This is a genomic window from Enterobacter sp. JH25, assembly GCF_021725435.1.
Lineage (GTDB): Bacteria > Pseudomonadota > Gammaproteobacteria > Enterobacterales > Enterobacteriaceae > Enterobacter > Enterobacter intestinihominis.
In genome coordinates, this window is record NZ_CP091319.1 from 542,283 (window position 1) to 558,009 (window position 15,727).

At 40.1% G+C, this 15,727-nt stretch carries 14 protein-coding genes and 1 pseudogene; 3 read left to right on the forward strand and 12 right to left on the reverse strand.

All coding sequences use genetic code 11. The annotated features are described in order from the left end of the window. Positions 1 to 34 precede the first annotated feature (34 nt). The 5 genes from L2Y28_RS02620 to L2Y28_RS02640 all read right to left on the reverse strand — a co-directional run bounded on the left by L2Y28_RS02620 (position 35) and on the right by L2Y28_RS02640 (position 4,621). Positions 35 to 1,300, reverse strand: a complete 1,266-nt coding sequence (locus tag L2Y28_RS02620; RefSeq protein WP_042889684.1) for a relaxase/mobilization nuclease domain-containing protein — start codon at positions 1,298 to 1,300, stop codon at positions 35 to 37. Then, a complete protein-coding gene (locus L2Y28_RS02625; protein WP_001594377.1) occupies positions 1,297 to 1,701 on the reverse strand; it encodes a hypothetical protein in 405 nt (134 codons plus the stop codon). The genes L2Y28_RS02620 and L2Y28_RS02625 overlap by 4 nt, the downstream gene beginning before the upstream one ends. Before the next feature lie 176 nt (positions 1,702 to 1,877). Next, positions 1,878 to 2,822 carry an ankyrin repeat domain-containing protein gene (locus tag L2Y28_RS02630; protein WP_022646898.1) on the reverse strand — a complete coding sequence of 315 codons (945 nt, stop codon included), beginning with the start codon at positions 2,820 to 2,822 and terminating at the stop codon, positions 1,878 to 1,880. A 15-nt stretch (positions 2,823 to 2,837) separates the two neighbouring features. Then, complete coding sequence (locus L2Y28_RS02635) at positions 2,838 to 3,278, reverse strand: hypothetical protein (RefSeq protein WP_016246254.1); 441 nt, start codon at positions 3,276 to 3,278, stop codon at positions 2,838 to 2,840. A gap of 356 nt (positions 3,279 to 3,634) precedes the next feature. Then, positions 3,635 to 4,621: an ankyrin repeat domain-containing protein gene (locus tag L2Y28_RS02640; RefSeq protein ID WP_016246253.1), complete on the reverse strand. Its 987-nt coding sequence runs from the start codon at positions 4,619 to 4,621 to the stop codon at positions 3,635 to 3,637. A gap of 519 nt (positions 4,622 to 5,140) precedes the next feature. Here L2Y28_RS02640 and L2Y28_RS02645 point away from each other — a divergent pair. Further along, a protein-coding gene (locus L2Y28_RS02645) for an IS1 family transposase (RefSeq protein WP_227526295.1) occupies positions 5,141 to 5,805 on the forward strand; the annotation gives its coding sequence in 2 pieces (ribosomal slippage) (positions 5,141 to 5,357 and positions 5,357 to 5,805; 666 coding nt in all). A gap of 45 nt (positions 5,806 to 5,850) precedes the next feature. On the opposite strand, the gene L2Y28_RS02650 is transcribed toward L2Y28_RS02645, so the two are convergent. From L2Y28_RS02650 to L2Y28_RS02660, 3 genes are read right to left on the reverse strand one after another with little or no spacing between them, the layout of a single operon-like run. Further along, the gene (locus L2Y28_RS02650; protein WP_022646900.1) at positions 5,851 to 9,090 is read right to left on the reverse strand and encodes a type I restriction endonuclease subunit R; all 3,240 of its coding nucleotides are present in this window, start codon (positions 9,088 to 9,090) and stop codon (positions 5,851 to 5,853) included. Between the two features lie 58 nt (positions 9,091 to 9,148). Further along, positions 9,149 to 10,348 carry a restriction endonuclease subunit S gene (locus L2Y28_RS02655; protein ID WP_022646901.1) on the reverse strand — a complete coding sequence of 400 codons (1,200 nt, stop codon included), beginning with the start codon at positions 10,346 to 10,348 and terminating at the stop codon, positions 9,149 to 9,151. Then, positions 10,345 to 11,892, reverse strand: a complete 1,548-nt coding sequence (locus L2Y28_RS02660) for a class I SAM-dependent DNA methyltransferase (protein ID WP_022646902.1) — start codon at positions 11,890 to 11,892, stop codon at positions 10,345 to 10,347. Before L2Y28_RS02660 ends, L2Y28_RS02655 begins: the two co-directional genes overlap by 4 nt. A 214-nt stretch (positions 11,893 to 12,106) precedes the next feature. Between L2Y28_RS02660 and L2Y28_RS02665 the strand changes: the two are divergent. Both L2Y28_RS02665 and L2Y28_RS02670 read left to right on the forward strand, forming a co-directional pair. Then, positions 12,107 to 12,373, forward strand: a pseudogene (locus L2Y28_RS02665) (integrase core domain-containing protein); the annotation flags it as partial. Positions 12,374 to 12,831: 458 nt separating this feature from the next. After that, the gene (locus L2Y28_RS02670; protein WP_016239400.1) at positions 12,832 to 13,083 is read left to right on the forward strand and encodes a hypothetical protein; all 252 of its coding nucleotides are present in this window, start codon (positions 12,832 to 12,834) and stop codon (positions 13,081 to 13,083) included. 21 nt (positions 13,084 to 13,104) lie between these two features. Here the strand turns inward: L2Y28_RS02670 and L2Y28_RS02675 are convergent, their stop codons facing one another. From L2Y28_RS02675 to L2Y28_RS02690, 4 genes are read right to left on the reverse strand one after another with little or no spacing between them, the layout of a single operon-like run. Then, the gene (locus tag L2Y28_RS02675) at positions 13,105 to 13,527 is read right to left on the reverse strand and encodes a hypothetical protein (protein ID WP_022646903.1); all 423 of its coding nucleotides are present in this window, start codon (positions 13,525 to 13,527) and stop codon (positions 13,105 to 13,107) included. A 24-nt stretch (positions 13,528 to 13,551) separates the two neighbouring features. After that, entirely contained in the window at positions 13,552 to 14,517 is a 966-nt protein-coding gene (locus tag L2Y28_RS02680) for a caspase family protein (RefSeq protein WP_009485084.1), read from the reverse strand. Positions 14,518 to 14,524: 7 nt separating this feature from the next. Further along, positions 14,525 to 14,926, reverse strand: a complete 402-nt coding sequence (locus L2Y28_RS02685) for a TIR domain-containing protein (RefSeq protein WP_016239402.1) — start codon at positions 14,924 to 14,926, stop codon at positions 14,525 to 14,527. A gap of 11 nt (positions 14,927 to 14,937) precedes the next feature. Then, on the reverse strand, positions 14,938 to 15,726 hold the full coding sequence (locus L2Y28_RS02690) for a hypothetical protein (RefSeq protein WP_001058485.1): 789 nt from the start codon (positions 15,724 to 15,726) through the stop codon (positions 14,938 to 14,940). Between the last annotated feature and the right edge of the window lies 1 nt (position 15,727).

The window sequence follows — 15,727 nt, forward strand, 5'->3', positions numbered from 1 at the left end:
TTGTTGACTATTACTAAAGTATGGACTGTTTAACTTATGGTGCAGGATGGGGGTTGTATTTAACTAATTGTTCTTTAATGGGATTTGTTGTCATGGAATGACAGGGTGTCAGAAGATGCAGGTGCAGGATTTGGTGGAAAGGATGTGCAGTGGCATGTAACAGAGACATGCCCCTGCGCCTGAGAAGTGCCACAATATGGCCGAGCAATACAAGCCACGAATGCAGACGACGCTGGCGGGGTATCTGACGAGCTGTATTGTGCAGTTTGCTCCTGAGTTGAATGACACCCACTGTTTCCTGTTGTCTTTCCAGACGAATTTTTTCTTCAAGCTGAAGGATTTTCTCCAGAATCGTTTCCCGGTTTGCAGCCTGTTCTTCAGGCTCGCATGATGGCACTGGCACTGGCACTGGCACTGGCACTGGCACTGGCACTGGCACTGGCACTGGCACTGGCACTGGCACTGGCACTGGCACTGGCACAGTCTGCTGTTGCTCTTTTTTCAGTAAAGCCAGGTGCTCTGGTGTAAAATCAATCTGTGTTTGCAGAGAAGACCAGCCATACTTTTTTCCAAGCTGAGACGCTTTAAAGGCAATGCCCTGGTACTGAAATGAAAAGCCGTTCATTTTTCCCGTTGAGGCGATATTGGGTTTACAGTTCACGCCTTCCTTTTCCAGCATAGTGATAAAAGTCAGCAAATCAGGGCGGCCGGTTAACGCATTATCAATCAGGCTCTGCAGAGTGGACCTGGGGCAGGGAGTTGTCGTTCTTTCAGCCATCATCAGCTCGTTGCGGGAAGGCTTTCTTTTCTCCTGACTATGACTACTGATTGCAGATGTGGTTTGAGTGAGTTTGTGGACTTTCTCCAGCTCGCTGATAATCCGGGTACTGATAAGATTTTCATTTTTCCCAAGGTACAGCTTCCCACCGACCATGTTAATTCTGTTAGCTATTATATGGATATGCTGCCCGTCCGAATCATCGTGCATGATATAGCAGCGAAGATGGGTTTCAGTGAATCCCATCCGGGTCATATAATCGTCAGCGAATGCCGCCCATTGTCTGACTGACAGTGTTTCTCCCTTTGGCAGGCGAAGCGAATTATGCCAGACAGGTTTGGCGACACCGGGGCGCAGTAGTCTTGTGCCTTCAAATTCACTGATAAGTTCAGCAGCAGTGCTTCCCGTCATGTTGCCACCGATAATATAAGGCGTGATTTTGTGGTGAGATCCTGACTTAAGGCTATAGAGAACCACACCTGCAAACTGTTTACCCCGCTTTATTTTCTGCATGCCTTTCACTGGTCTTGCTCCAGAAAGGTTGATGGAATAAGGTGATCCCTGAGAGTTTTGATTTGTCTGCGCAGGGCGAAGAGTTCTGTACGGGTCAGTTCGCTGTCAGGGCTTTTGCTGTCGAGATGATTCAGCAGGCGGTTTAAATCCTGTGAAAGGTTGCCGAGTTTAATCCATGCTTCACGATTGATTTCAGGTAATACCGGTGGGAGTTTGTTGAGGGATGCCATTCTTAGCCATTCCCCTTTTTTATAAGGGCCTCTTTTACTATCGAGAATAGATAATTCTTCTTCGTTTAACCGAACGCTGACGCAGTGAGTTCGAACTTCATTAGGTGAATATTTTGCTGTATGGAATTTACCTCTTCTTGAGCTTCTTGATAGATCTTCTTTACTTTCATTTTTATGCATATCTAACCTTTTTAAAATGTGTTCATGATCTACAGTTAGCGCATTGGTAAAATAAGTCAAGGCAGTGTCGAAATTTATAAATAAGAGAGGTGGAGCAGATTGCTAATTAGGTAATCTGCTCTGGGTAAAAATAGGGTTCATATTAAATTCATTATGACAGTGAGGAGGGGCGGAGGTTACAATCTACGTTTTACTGGCATTAAAGAGATTGTTTGTTTCATAATTTCGCTAAGTTTCTTTTTCTCATGTTCTGCTATATATTTACAAATCTCATCATGTCGAATATGCTGTTCCAGTTGTTTTTTATCCATTTTGATGTCATTGCGGATAAACCATTTAATGGTTTCAATGTCCTCGCGTAAATCATAACCTCGCAGTACAATATGGCGAAAATGTGTGTTGCTGATATCTGTCTTCTTCTTTAGTTCACTGAAGAAAGAGCTCATTTCATTTTCATTGGCACTTAGATAAACCTGGCAGTTATCAGAGATAGTAAAGTTAAGGTTTTTCTTCTGAAGCAAATCCATTATCTGCAGACTTTCGCTGTTGAGGTAGTTGAAAATTACTGGACTGCTATCCTTCATACTAATATGACGAATGAGCATTTTGGCTTTGAAATCGCCTAATGAATAGCAAATTTCAAAAATACCGTGACCCTGGTTATCTCTGTGGTTTATATCGCAACCGGCCTGTACCATCAAATCAAAGATAGAGTGATTTTTTACGTAAAAAAGTATTGTTCTTCCGCATTTATCCACATTGTTGACATTAACTCCAGCATTGATCAGGGTTTTGCAACAGGATATATTATCAGCTAACGAGCATAAACAGGTTTGGCCGAGACCATTTTTGTGGTGTATATCTACGCCGGAATCAATCAATTTTTTCAGTATGTGAGGATTTCGCTGGTTAAACAAAACATTGTGACCATAGTTGTCAGCATGGTTAAAATCTATTCCTGCTTTAACCAGAGTGTCAATCATTCTTGGGTTTTTACAGTAAAACAGTATATTTCTTCCAAACGAATCCAGTGTATTAATATCGGAGCCTGCATTAATGCAAGCCTGAATGTCTTTTGGAGTTTTACAAGAGAGTAATGTATTTATTGCGTTGTTATTCATAATTTTTCTCCTCTGTTAAGCGACTAATCTGATATAGTTGTCATGGTTGGTTTTATATTCCTTTATTTTTTTAATGTCTTCGTAAATTCGAGCGAGTGAAAACCATGAGATCTCTTTCAACATGTTTTTGTTGCTTACATACAAAATGTTACCACCGCGAAATGAAAAAGCATTATGGAATGTACTTTCATTCGTCGTTTTGAGAAATCGAATGAAATTTTTTATTGTCTCTTTTTTGTTCATGTTATAAGAGGTGAATGTATAGATAGAGAATACGGTTAAAATATTTCTCTTCGAGACCATATGTCTTGAGAAATAATCGAAATAAAATCTTTGCTCCTGAGTGTCACTTTTGCAGAAAAAAGAAAATTGTGGATTATATAATCTATAAAGATCTGCGTTCTTTTTTGTTTTGGCGAGATAGTTAGTCAGGCTTGGATATTTTGTTTTATTCATTTTAGTTCTCCTTTATTTAATTAACAAAGGAAATATATATTATTAAATAAACAAAATGCAAATATATTTTTATATTTATTTAATTAAATAGTTATATTTTTATTATGTTTCATATAAGGTGTTGTTTTTCATTGTTATTTTATTTTTATCAAAAAGTGCTGTGTTTTATTTGATTGATTTGGTTTGAGAGTAGTGATTGATATAGTATGAATTGGCGATGAGGGTGTTTTAAAAAATAAATTTATCAAAGTGCAAAGGTGCAATGTGGGGCTTTGTATTAAATTAATGATGTTAGCGCCCCTTGGCTATCTAACTAAAGGTTAAAGCCAAGGGGAGAGTGTTCAGGCAGATTCAATTCATAATCTTTTTTTTGTAATTGCTTTACAGGTAACTGGTTGAAGCGTTGTTCGTAAAACCTTTTGCTCTCTCTGTAATTTGTCCTGGAGGATTTCTTCATAAAAGTAGCGTTCTTTTAGCGATTCTATATCAACTTTTATATCATTACGTATTAACCATTTAATTAGCAGTCTTCCTGCATAGTGCGTCAGTAGATATGTACTGCTTATGTAAAACCAAACATGACTAATGTCTGTCAGCTTCTTTAGTTGTAAAATTAATTTTTTAGCGTCGGCATTTGTTGGTGTTATGATACATTTATCACTTATCTCAAATTCATTTTTTTGTTTTATAAGCAATGACAACAGCTCAATTGATTTAAATGTAATGTTCTTGAATACAATTTTTGAACTATTTGTAAGGTGAATATTACGGATAAGGAAGCGCATGTAGTTATCATTTTTAGATTCCCAGTGCGTATATTTACCAACTATGCTATTATTTTCTGACTGCCAGTGATCGAATGCTGTCTGTCCACTTATATTTTTATGATTAATGTCGCAACCAGCCTCAATTAGTGCATCGTACACATATCCTTCAAATGGAATGAAAAGAAAGGAATTGCCATAGCTATCTTTGGTATGGATATCTAGTCCTGCTTTGATAAGATATTTTACTAACCCTGGTGAAACATCAATATGTTGAATCGCAAGGGTGCCTGACTTATTCCGGTGGTTAACATTAATACCATTGCTGACAAGAAGTTCCACTGTTTCAACATTTTGAGCATAGAATAATGCATTATTACCGTCATTATCCAAGTGGTGAATGTCAATGTCAGCGTCAATCATTGCCTGTATAGCTTCAGGTACATTACAGGTAAAAAGAGCAGTTTGACCTTTACTATTGCACATATTTATATCCATGCCAGCCTTAAGGCAACGAAGGACACCATTTTTAGACTTTACACGGAATAGGTTATTTTTATTATTTTCTCTTGATATCATTGTTTATCTCCTTTTTTGTTGTTTTCAAGATATTAATGACACCAGATTTTACGGTATTCAAATTTATTTTTGTTTTATTAGGGGGTATCTGATTTGGTTTGCTTAAGGTTATTCTTAACTTAATGGAACATAGGGACGTTAAGGTTATCCTATGTGATGTGGATTAACCATTTTCACAAGAATATTTATCCATATTGGAGCTAATCTGTATAAAGGAGATAATTAGAGGCTCAGATATTAATACTATAGAGAGTAATGCTATAGGATATGGAAAAGATCATGTAATATAATGGTGGTTATTAATGTTCATCTTAATTTTGGAAATTAAATGAGTAGTGTTTTTTATGAGGTTTTTTGCTGTTGATAATTCTTATTAAAATTTGAAGAGCATCCTTTAAGTTATTCGGCTTGAGGATGCTCATTTAAAATTTAAGCAGCGTAGTCTTTTTCAACAGCCAGGAAGGGGTGATGCTGCCAACTTACTGATTTAGTGTATGATGGTGTTTTTGAGGGGCTCCAGTGGCTTCTGTTTATATCAGCTGTCCCTCCTGTTCAGCTACTGACGGGGTGGTGCGTAACGGTAAAAGTACTGCCGGACATCAGCGCTATCTCTGCTCTCACTGCCGTAAAACATGGCAACTGCAGTTCACTTACATCGCTTCTCAACCCGGTACGCACCAGAAAATCATTGATATGGCCATGAATGGCGTTGGCCTCAACACGATTTTACGTCACTTAAAAAACTCAGGCCGCAGTCGGTAACCTCGCGCATACAGCCGGGCAGTGACATCATCGTCTGCGCGGAAATGGACGAACAGTGGGGCTACGTCGGGGCTAAATCGCGGCAGCGCTGGCTGTTTTACGCGTATGACAGGCTCCGGAAGACGGTTGTTGCGCACGTATTCGGTGAACGCACTATGGCGACGCTGGGGCGTCTTATGAGCCTGCTGTCACCCTTTGACGTGGTGATATGGATGACGGATGGCTGGCCGCTGTATGAATCCCGCCTGAAGGGAAAGCTGCACGTAATCAGCAAGCGATATACGCAGCGAATTGAGCGGCATAACCTGAATCTGAGGCAGCACCTGGCACGGCTGGGACGGAAGTCGCTGTCGTTCTCAAAATCGGTGGAGCTGCATGACAAAGTAATCGGGCATTATCTGAACATAAAACACTATCAATAAGTTGGGACCATTACCAAATAGTTTATATGCTAAAAATTTAGGGAATCATTTTCCTAATTCTCCAGCTAAAAGTTCAGCCTGCTTCAAAACAGTCTCTGTGGCGAGCAATGACATATCAGGCGGATAACCATATTTTTTGAGCAGACGTTTTACCACCACGCGAATTTTTGCTCTTGCTGCTTCTTTCACTGTCCAGTCAAGACTGACATTGTTGCGGATAGCCTCCGTAAGTACGACTGCCAGTTCTCGTAGTTTTTCCTTTTCCATTAACTCGCGAGCACTGTCGTTATCTGCAACAGCAGAATAGAAGGCATATTCATAAGCGCTGAGGTTTAACTGGCTGGCAAGGCTGTCAGATTCCTGGATAGTCTTGGCAAGCTTGATTAGCTCATCAATTACCTCCGCTGCGGTCAGTACCTTGTTCTGGTAGCCATTGATTGCAGAGGTCAGCATATCAATCAGTTTTTTGCCTTGGGTGATACTTTGATTCGAGCGAACCTTGATCTCGTCAGAAAGCAGTTTTTTAAGCGTTTCCAAAGCAATATTTTTGTGTTGGTAATCCTTCATTTCCTGAAGGAATTCTTCAGAAAGAACGGAAATATCAGGTTTTTGTATCCCAGCAGCGTCAAAAATATCAACAACTTTATCGGTAACCAGAGCCTGATCGATAGTCTGTTTTACCCGAACTTCGAGACTGTCATTGTGTTCTTCTTCTGATCCGTCTGAGTTTTCAGTAAATTTATTCAGTCTGGCTTTTACTGCCTGGAAGAATGCTACTTCGGGTGCCGCTTCCATTGCTTTATCGTACGGTGTCGCCAATGCAAATGCCTGCGATAAGGCTGCAACCGCAGCGAGGAAACGCATTTTACCTTTACCGTTATCCAGCCCTAAAACATGGTTTTCTGATTCAAGAATAATTGTCAGGCGTTGTGAGGTAGTTGCGGCAAAGTAAGCTTTGTAATCGTAGCCATGCATCATGCCTTCCAGGATTTCCAGCTTTTCCTGCATGAGCGTTACGGCTTCTTCCTGAACCTCAGCAGGATCTCCACGTCCACCTGCATCAGAGTAAAAGGAGAGGGCTTCTTTTAAATCAGAGGCAATGCCCAGATAGTCAACAACCAGACCGCCTATCTTATCTTTATACACACGGTTCACACGGGCAATTGCCTGCATGAGGTTGTGGCCTTTCATTGGTTTGTCGATATACAGCGTATGCATGCTGGGAGCGTCGAAGCCGGTTAACCACATATCACGCACTATCACCAGTTTCAGCTTGTCGTCGTCATCCTTCATGCGGTTAGCCAGAACCTGACGTTCTTTTTTTGTGGTGTGGTGTTTAGCGATTTCTGGCCCGTCAGCAGCAGAAGAGGTCATGACGACTTTTATTATACCGTCATTTAAATCATCGCTGTGCCATTCAGGCTTTAAGGCTATGATTTCTTTATATAGTTCAGCAGCAATACGTCGGGACATGGTAACAATCATGCCCTTGCCATGATAGGCATTAGATTTTAAGCGCTGTTCAAAGTGTTGAACCATATCCGCCGCAATGGCTTTAATACGTTTTGAACTGCCAATCAGACCTTCGATTCTGGCCCATTTAGAACGTTCTTTCTGGGTAAGCGTCAGTTCGTCTTCGTTAAACTCATCGTCAAACTCTTCAATAAGCTGTCGGCCTTCATCACTGATGGCAATTTTCGCCAGACGGCTTTCATAGAAAATACGCACGGTTGCACCGTCTTCAACGGCCTGTGAGATATCGTAGATATCAACGTAGTTACCGAAAACAGCAGGTGTGTTAACGTCCGTTTTTTCTATGGGGGTTCCGGTAAAACCCAGATAGGTAGCATTGGGCAGGGCATCACGCATATATTTGGCAAAGCCATAAACAGTACGTTTACCTGTTACGTTGCCTTCGCTGTCTTTCACGTCAACTTCTTTGGCGCTGAAACCGTATTGTGAACGGTGAGCTTCATCTGCAATAACGACAATATTAGTTCTGTCAGACAGCAACTCATAGATATTGCTGCCATCATCAGGCTGAAACTTTTGAATAGTGGTAAACACCACACCACCAGACGCGACGCGCAAATATTCTTTGAGTTCTTCCCGGTTATCAGCCTGTTTCGGTGTCTGACGAAGTAGCTGGGTCGCGGAAGAGAACGTACCGAATAGCTGATCATCCAGGTCGTTACGGTCAGTAATCACAACAACAGTCGGATTATCCAGTGCCAGCACAATTTTCCCGGTATAAAACACCATTGAAAGCGATTTACCGGAACCCTGGGTATGCCAGACTACGCCCGCTTTGCGATCTCCGGTTTTTTGCGCATTAACAAGATCTTTACTGTTACGTCCCTGCTGGCGCAATGCCACTTCGGCAGAGGGGGAGTCAGCATTTACCGCCGATGCACGAATAGTGGAAAGTACTGCTGCATTGACTGCGTAGTACTGGTGATAAGCTGCCATTTTTTTAACAGTACGGATGCTGATAATCCCTTTGCTGTCTTCATGTTTGCTGGATTCAAACACGATAAAGTGGCGGATCATATCCAGCAACGTTACTGGATTAAGCAACCCCTGTAATAAAACTTCAAGCTGTGGCTGGGTACTGGTGGCTTGCATTTTGCCGTTAGCGGTTTTCCATGTCATATAACGACTGAAATCAGCCGAAACTGTCCCCGCCTTGGCTTCCAGCCCGTCAGATATCACATTAAAGGTATTGTAGGTAAACAGGCCGGGGATTTGGTTCTGATAGGTTTTTATCTGGTTATAAGCACCTGATACCGTAGCGTTTTCGTCAACGGCATTTTTAAGTTCGATAACGACTAATGGTAGACCGTTGATGAATAAAATAATGTCCGGTCGGCGGATATGATTGCCTTCTTTGATGGTGAGCTGATTAATGACCAGAAATTCATTATTAGTGGGATCGTTAAAGTCGATCAGGCAGGCAAGTTCTCCCTGAGTATTACCCTCCTTACTGACTTCAATGTTTATGCCTTCGGTCAACAGGCGATGAAAGGCCAGATTGTTTGCCATCAGATCAGGTGTGCTGATCTGCATCACCTGTTTCAGGGCTTCCTTACACTTCTGCTCACTGAGGTGTGGGTTCAGTCGTTGTAGAGCTGTACGCACTTTGTCTTCAAGGATAACCTGCTGATAGCTACGTAACGGATTGATTCCACTGGGTTCAATGTCCGGGCCATAAACATACTCATAGCCCAGCCCTTGCAGGTGCTCAATCGCCATTACTTCAATATCGGATTCGGTCATCTTTGCCATGCGTACTGTCCTTATTGCTGCTTAACCAGAGAGTGGGTTGTGCACCCGCTTAATTATTTTATGCTACTGCTGAGATTTCTTCTTCTGCATACCGAACCCGAACTTCACCACTCATCAGCTTGGGAAGTAGGGTATCGCGGAGTTTTTCCAATATTTTGATTTGAGAAGTATTTATTTCTTTTTTGTTAAAGAGCGAAGCTACTTCTTTATTGAATTTTTCAATTGAATTTAAAGAAGGAAACTTCAAGTTTACAGATTCGAAAGTTCTTGTCGTAATAGTATCAAAAACGCTACCATATGCCGCCGCTAGCAAATCGTCGACAATAAATCCAACCAGAAGATATATGAAGAAAGGATAACTTCCAATTTTTGAAACAATGCCATAATTGGATTGACTAAAAGCCATATCCCTTGCTAAAAGAGCATACTTTCCCACTGTACCACGAGCACTTATAACGGTTGAGTTTTTAGGCAGTAATTTAGCTGAACTGTTTTGAAGTCCCGCTAAGCTTATAGACTTTTCTGTGCGATACAGATAGCCTTGATGGGCGGATGAAATATCTCCTCCGGAAATCCAAGGGATCTCATCAGTCCAATATTCAGCAACTGAAGTTTTTGGCGTTCCGCCGCCAACTAATGTAAAAATATCCAGAACATTTTTCTCTTGCCATTTTTCATTACTATCTACATCAAACCACTGCCTAAACAGGGTTTCGGCCATGGATTCCAGTGTTTTATTCTGGCGATGAAGCAGGTCTATTTTTTCATCAATAGAATACAATACAGAACTTATAGCAACTTGCTCATTATAAGGTGGCAGAGATATTGGAATTTTTTTAAGGATAGATGATTTAATACCAAAAACGGTTGTGCCGGACGCTCGTGATTCAAGTTCATATTGGCCTTGTTCTGATTGCAACCAATATTTTAGAAATTTATTATCCAGGATGTTTTTATACCCTCTTAGGGTAATAATTCGTTGAGCAAGGGCGACATTTTTATTCTTGATAAGTGCAACTTCACCCAATGGAGCTTCTGTGGTTAAAACAACATCGTTTACTTCTGGATAGCCACGAGTCATCCATAGTGGGTAATCCTCGACCGAAATAAATTCAGTAGGTGTTTGTAAACATCCATCTTTGACAATTTTGGCCGTGATAAGTGGTATGCCTGAACCTGTTTTAACAGGTGTTTTCCCTCTGTAATCAATGAAGTATTCAACAACTTCATCTAAATTTTTAACCACCCATTCACTCATAGTACCACCTTCGCCAGATTTTCAGCGATAGATTTATTTAGACGCGCTTCTTCTTCCAGTTGCGCCTCAAACTCCGCTTTAAGAGCCGTAAACCGTTCTTTAAAGTCGAAATCGTCTTCTTCATCAGCAAGACCAACATAACGGCCAGGCGTCAGCACATAATCAAGTTTAGCAACTTCATTAATGTCTACGGACGCACAGAATCCAGGGATATCTTCATATTCACCACCTTTATTGCGCCAGTTATGGTAGGTATCGGCAATGGTATTGATATCGTCGTCGGAAAGCACTTTGGTACGACGATTAATTAAATGACCGAGATTACGGGCATCAATAAACAGAATTTCTTTACTACGATCACGATACTGGTTGCTGTTATGACGGTCACGGCGCATAAACCATAATGCAGCAGGGATCTGAGTATTCAGGAACAGCTTTGCCGGTAAGTTGACGATACAGTCAATCACATTGGCATCTTTTACCAGTGCAGCACGAATATCACCTTCACCAGAGCTTTTAGAAGTTAATGCCCCTTTTGCCAGAACAACACCCGCTTGCCCTTTAGGAGACAAGTGATACAAAAAATGTTGCATCCATGCAAAGTTAGCGTTGCCAGCAGGTGGAATGCCATATTGCCAGCGGGCATCACCACGAAGCTGCTCACCAGACCAGTCGGAAACGTTAAACGGTGGGTTAGCTATGATAAAATCAGATTTCAAATCTTTGTGAGCATCGTTAAGAAATGAACCTTCATTATTCCAGCGAACGTGTTCAGAATTAATCCCACGAATTGCCAGGTTCATTTTTGCCAGACGCCAAGTGGTCTGGTTGGACTCCTGCCCATAGATCGAAATATCGTCAATATTTCCCTGATGTGCTTCTACAAATTTTTCTGACTGAACGAACATACCACCAGAACCACAGCAGGGATCAAAGACACGGCCTTTATAGGGTTCCAGCATGTTAACCAGCAGGCTTACAATAGATTTTGGCGTATAGAACTGGCCGCCTTGTTTGCCTTCTGCCAGTGCAAATTCACCTAGGAAGTATTCGAATACGTGACCTAAAACGTCAGCAGAGCGTGCTTTGGCATCTCCTAGTGCAATGTTGCCAATCAGATCTATTAGCTCACCCAGAACAGTGGCGTCGAGGTTTTGTCGGGCATAGACTTTCGGCAACACACCTTTTAACTGTGGATTGCCCGCTTCGATAAGCTCCATCGCATCATCAACCATCTTACCGATTTCAGGAAGCTTGGCCTTAGAAATCAGATAGTTCCAACGTGCAAGCTCAGGGACAAAGAAAACGTTGTAAGCGGTGTACTCGTCTTTGTCTTCCGGATCAGCACCTGCGAACTCGCCTTTACCGGCTTTCAGCAACTCATAATGAGATTCAAAAGAATCAGAAATGTACTTAAGGAAAATGAGGCCTAGTACGACGTGCTTGTACTCGGCTGCATCAATGTTTTTACGCAGTTTGTCTGCCGCTTTCCACAGGATGACCTCTAACGGGTCTGTTTTGATTTCTTTAGGTTTTCTGGCCATTAGCGTAACCTTATGAAGGGGGAAGATGGCCCTATTTTGCCTTAAAGTTCCGCTTGTTACGAGCTTATACAGCGATTAATTATTATCTGGTTTTAGTGTGTTCGTGTAGCTCAGCAAGTGCAATGACTCATGGAGTAAATGCTTTGTAGCGGGATTGTAGATGTCAGGTCATTGCCGTCAATGGAGCCAGTGTCATTGGCATAATTGCTGCACAGCCGATGCCACGCGCACATTCGCTAGTTCACTGTGGTTCATCGTGTGTACTACACCAGTACGCAGTCCGGGAAGTAACGGCATGGCAGAATCGTTTGTAAAGACGTTCAAGCGGGATTATGTGTACGTAGATGATCTGCTGGATGCAGTCTAAATGATGGAAACAATGGCAGAATAGATAGAGGATTATAATAATCTGCATCCACACAAGGGGTTGAACATGAAATCGCCACGCGAATATCGTGATGCCATATTAGCAGTTAATTAGCCGTGTCCGTTTTAGCAGGGACAACTCCAGTATTCAAAAAAGCTTTCTTAGTGCATATGCATGAGGTGAATAGATGTACAGGCTATGACAAACCATAGTTGTAATTTTTAATGTTTAAAATTCTCCGTTACAGTAGGACATTCCTTGTACATTAAATTCCATCTAAGGTTGAATTTTTAATTTAATAAGGTCGCAATCTAAAATGATGTGTATGGGGTTATTTGTAAGATGATTTTTTATTTTTGATAGTGGTGATTAAGGGAGCGGGTAATGTTTGTCTATTCAAAAATATAGAGATTCAAGGTTGGTAGCAGTTTGGCTTCTTTTCTAACCGAAGGGCAGAAAAGCAAGGGGAACTCGAAGAAGCAAGCGCAGCGGCTTCGCAGAGTTAGCCCTTGCTTGTGTCTATTGACAATTTAAATGTTTAGGTTATTTATAAACAAAAAGGAGAAAATATAATGATTGATGTTAATCTATATAATGAGTCAGTTACTCAGTTAGGTGTTTTATTAGATGCCAAAAAAGTTGTTGATCGAAAGAATAATGGAGCACTTACTGCATACTATATTCTGGAGGTTAGATATCCAAGTGGAATATCATATGAACATTATTTCTATCCAGATGATAAAATTCTTACACTCATCGGTAAGGATATAGTATTTGATCGCATTGACTATAATCAAGAAAAAATAATAACACATATTTATTAGTTAAAATATGTGTTATTAGAATTAAGGAACGGAAGGCTTTAATTGAGATTTAATTATGTGTTTCTCAATGCTGGTATTAATAAGCTTTTTTACATCATGTTTTTTATTAAGTTTTGAGCTGGAAACTAATGAGTTTGCAATGTCATTTTTGGCTAACAATGCATGATGTGACTGAAGTTGAGATGAATTATTTAGAACACATAAAGAGTAAAATTGAAATTTTGAATCTCGCAATTTTTCTTTAAAGTCTTCAACTACCTCTGCATTTCCTAAAATATTTAGTAGCTCATTTACCGCATCGTCAAATGAAGAAAATGTATCAATACATATACCATTAACTACATCAATGATAAAATATATAATTCCATCATGTGAAGGAGAATTGCCATCAATGTCTGTTAAAAATACTTCTACTATAATGTAATACGAATTAACTGGATTCATTTATGACCTCTAAACTATGTTAATTTATATTCTTTGCTTTTGTGCAAGTTTTTTATAATAAACACCAAGTGCTGTTAATCTGCATCCTGTAGAATTCATAGCTGCGAAATACATATGTTCCGCATCTACAGGTTCAACTAAACCGTGTCTATTACATGCCTGCAATTGCTTAAATGTATTTATATTATTTTCATCAGGTATGTTAGATTCAGGTTCAAAGCTAGGATTCAAGTTGAAAACAGATGAGTCTTCTTTGAACCAGACTGGTAACATTCTTAGGGTGTCTAAGGAAATCCGTGGACCTGTTTCCCTTAAGATGACAAACCTAGAAACATTAGTTTTAAATACAGGTCGTTGCTCCCACTCACCCAAAGCTTGGTCAACAAAGCTGTATAAACTCCCCGGAGTAACATATCCTAATATATTAGCCCCCGCACCGTACAAGGCTTCTAACATTAATGTAGTAAATATACCATGGCCATTTTCCTCCATGGCAAACTCATCTCTTTGACATGCGGTTAAAATTGTGCTTCCATCTGAAATTAGAGATTCACCACCTCTTAAATTCCTGATTTGTCCGGCAGCACCTGATTGACAGCAGTCAAGTATTATAATTTTATTTCGTATTTTATCTGCATTATTTGCCCAATTTAATATATCACTTATCCTCACTCCATTATTTTTACTTTGATTATAATCAAAAGGTAGAATGACTCCTTCATCTATATTTTGATCAAAGTATCCATGTCCTGCAAAAAATAATAGAGCAATATCGGCATCGCCGTTAAATAGCATCTGAATTTCTTTTTCAAGTAATTCGCGTGTTACCGGTTTCGCTGGGGAGTTTATTAACTTTTTTGCACCAAAATTTGGTCTTCCATCAGAGTGTCGGCTTAACACTTCTGACATAGATATGGCATCATCTTCGCATCCTTTGAGATCTTGAATGCTTTCATATTCGTTTATACCAATGAATAGAGCTTTTCTCATAGGTGCCTCATGATATTTCTCTTATAGCAGCGACAATGCTATCAGCATTCCACTTAACGATTCTATCTGCAGCATTTTTTACTACAGTAGAAGTTCTTTCAGAACCCCATGGTTCTATTGCTATAATAGGTTTTCCATATTCTTTAGCTATTCTTATTTCTGCATCTATCCATTTACTATAAGTAGCATAAACGCCAGCTAAAATGAGAACGACACTGCTCGGTGACATTTGACTCTTAATTGCTGAGTAAAGCGCAATGTCACCTTGTGCCCCTATTATAGGATCTATTCTTGGCACAGAGTAATTTTTAAAATAAAAATACCCTCTATTATGAAGAATGTTCAATAGTCGGTCATAACTATCAGTATACTTCCATGAATGGCTAATAAAAAGATTATAAGTTTTCATATTATCATTACCTATTTTTTAGACGGTTCTAATAAATATCCAGAAACGGCTTTGTCTCCTGATCCAAATGATTTTAATCTGAAACGAAGTGTTCCATTTTTAGATGTCGGCCATTGGGCATGTAGATTAGTATCCACACAAATTTCGTTTCTTCCTGAAGATAGTTTCGTTGCTCTAAATACACATTCACCAAATGCTTTAACTTGTCTTTCCTTTGGAAGTCCAACTAAAGAAACTATTGCTTTACTGATCCCCATTCCCACCCCTAGATCAATTTCTGGCAATCTATATCTTTCAAATATAATACGGTTAAGTAAAGGTCTTAATTCACCGATAATATCATTTGCAGCCCTGCGAGCCCTATACATAGCATCAGTTTTGTCTTCCTCATCGACTAAAAAAAATGCCAAGATACCATCTCCTAAATATTCTGTGGTTTTCCCATCATGGAATGAAACAACTTTTGCTAAAGATGGCAATAAAGCTGACGTTTCGTAAAATACTCGTTGTAAGTCTGAAATATCCGCTTTCTTTGGTGAAATTGCTTGTAACAAATGATTGGTCGAGTCTCTCATATCTGCGACTAATGCTATGAACTCACCAATAATGGTTTGACCCTCATAAATAGGTGGAAGACCAGGCATCAGAGATTCGTTAATAGCAAAATCTCGGCTATCTTGAGCATGGCTTTTCCTCATTTCAAGGGCTATTTTATAACCACCATTTCTCCAATGGGCTTCCGCTTGATCAAGCGAGCTATTAATTATTTGTTCTATTGCGGCTTTTTGTTCGTTATTCATA

What these genes read in the sequence shown, in the direction of transcription:
- L2Y28_RS02655 (WP_022646901.1), bottom strand. Translation starts at nt 10,348, where the DNA reads ATGAGTGAATGGGTGGTTAAAAATTTAGATGAAGTTGTTGAATACTTC.
- L2Y28_RS02640 (WP_016246253.1), bottom strand. Translation starts at nt 4,621, where the DNA reads ATGATATCAAGAGAAAATAATAAAAATAACCTATTCCGTGTAAAGTCT.
- L2Y28_RS02660 (WP_022646902.1), bottom strand. Translation starts at nt 11,892, where the DNA reads ATGGCCAGAAAACCTAAAGAAATCAAAACAGACCCGTTAGAGGTCATC.
- L2Y28_RS02685 (WP_016239402.1), bottom strand. Translation starts at nt 14,926, where the DNA reads ATGAAAACTTATAATCTTTTTATTAGCCATTCATGGAAGTATACTGAT.
- L2Y28_RS02625 (WP_001594377.1), bottom strand. Translation starts at nt 1,701, where the DNA reads ATGCATAAAAATGAAAGTAAAGAAGATCTATCAAGAAGCTCAAGAAGA.
- L2Y28_RS02690 (WP_001058485.1), bottom strand. Translation starts at nt 15,726, where the DNA reads ATGAATAACGAACAAAAAGCCGCAATAGAACAAATAATTAATAGCTCG.
- L2Y28_RS02670 (WP_016239400.1), top strand. Translation starts at nt 12,832, where the DNA reads ATGATTGATGTTAATCTATATAATGAGTCAGTTACTCAGTTAGGTGTT.
- L2Y28_RS02680 (WP_009485084.1), bottom strand. Translation starts at nt 14,517, where the DNA reads ATGAGAAAAGCTCTATTCATTGGTATAAACGAATATGAAAGCATTCAA.
- L2Y28_RS02650 (WP_022646900.1), bottom strand. Translation starts at nt 9,090, where the DNA reads ATGGCAAAGATGACCGAATCCGATATTGAAGTAATGGCGATTGAGCAC.
- L2Y28_RS02675 (WP_022646903.1), bottom strand. Translation starts at nt 13,527, where the DNA reads ATGAATCCAGTTAATTCGTATTACATTATAGTAGAAGTATTTTTAACA.
- L2Y28_RS02630 (WP_022646898.1), bottom strand. Translation starts at nt 2,822, where the DNA reads ATGAATAACAACGCAATAAATACATTACTCTCTTGTAAAACTCCAAAA.
- L2Y28_RS02635 (WP_016246254.1), bottom strand. Translation starts at nt 3,278, where the DNA reads ATGAATAAAACAAAATATCCAAGCCTGACTAACTATCTCGCCAAAACA.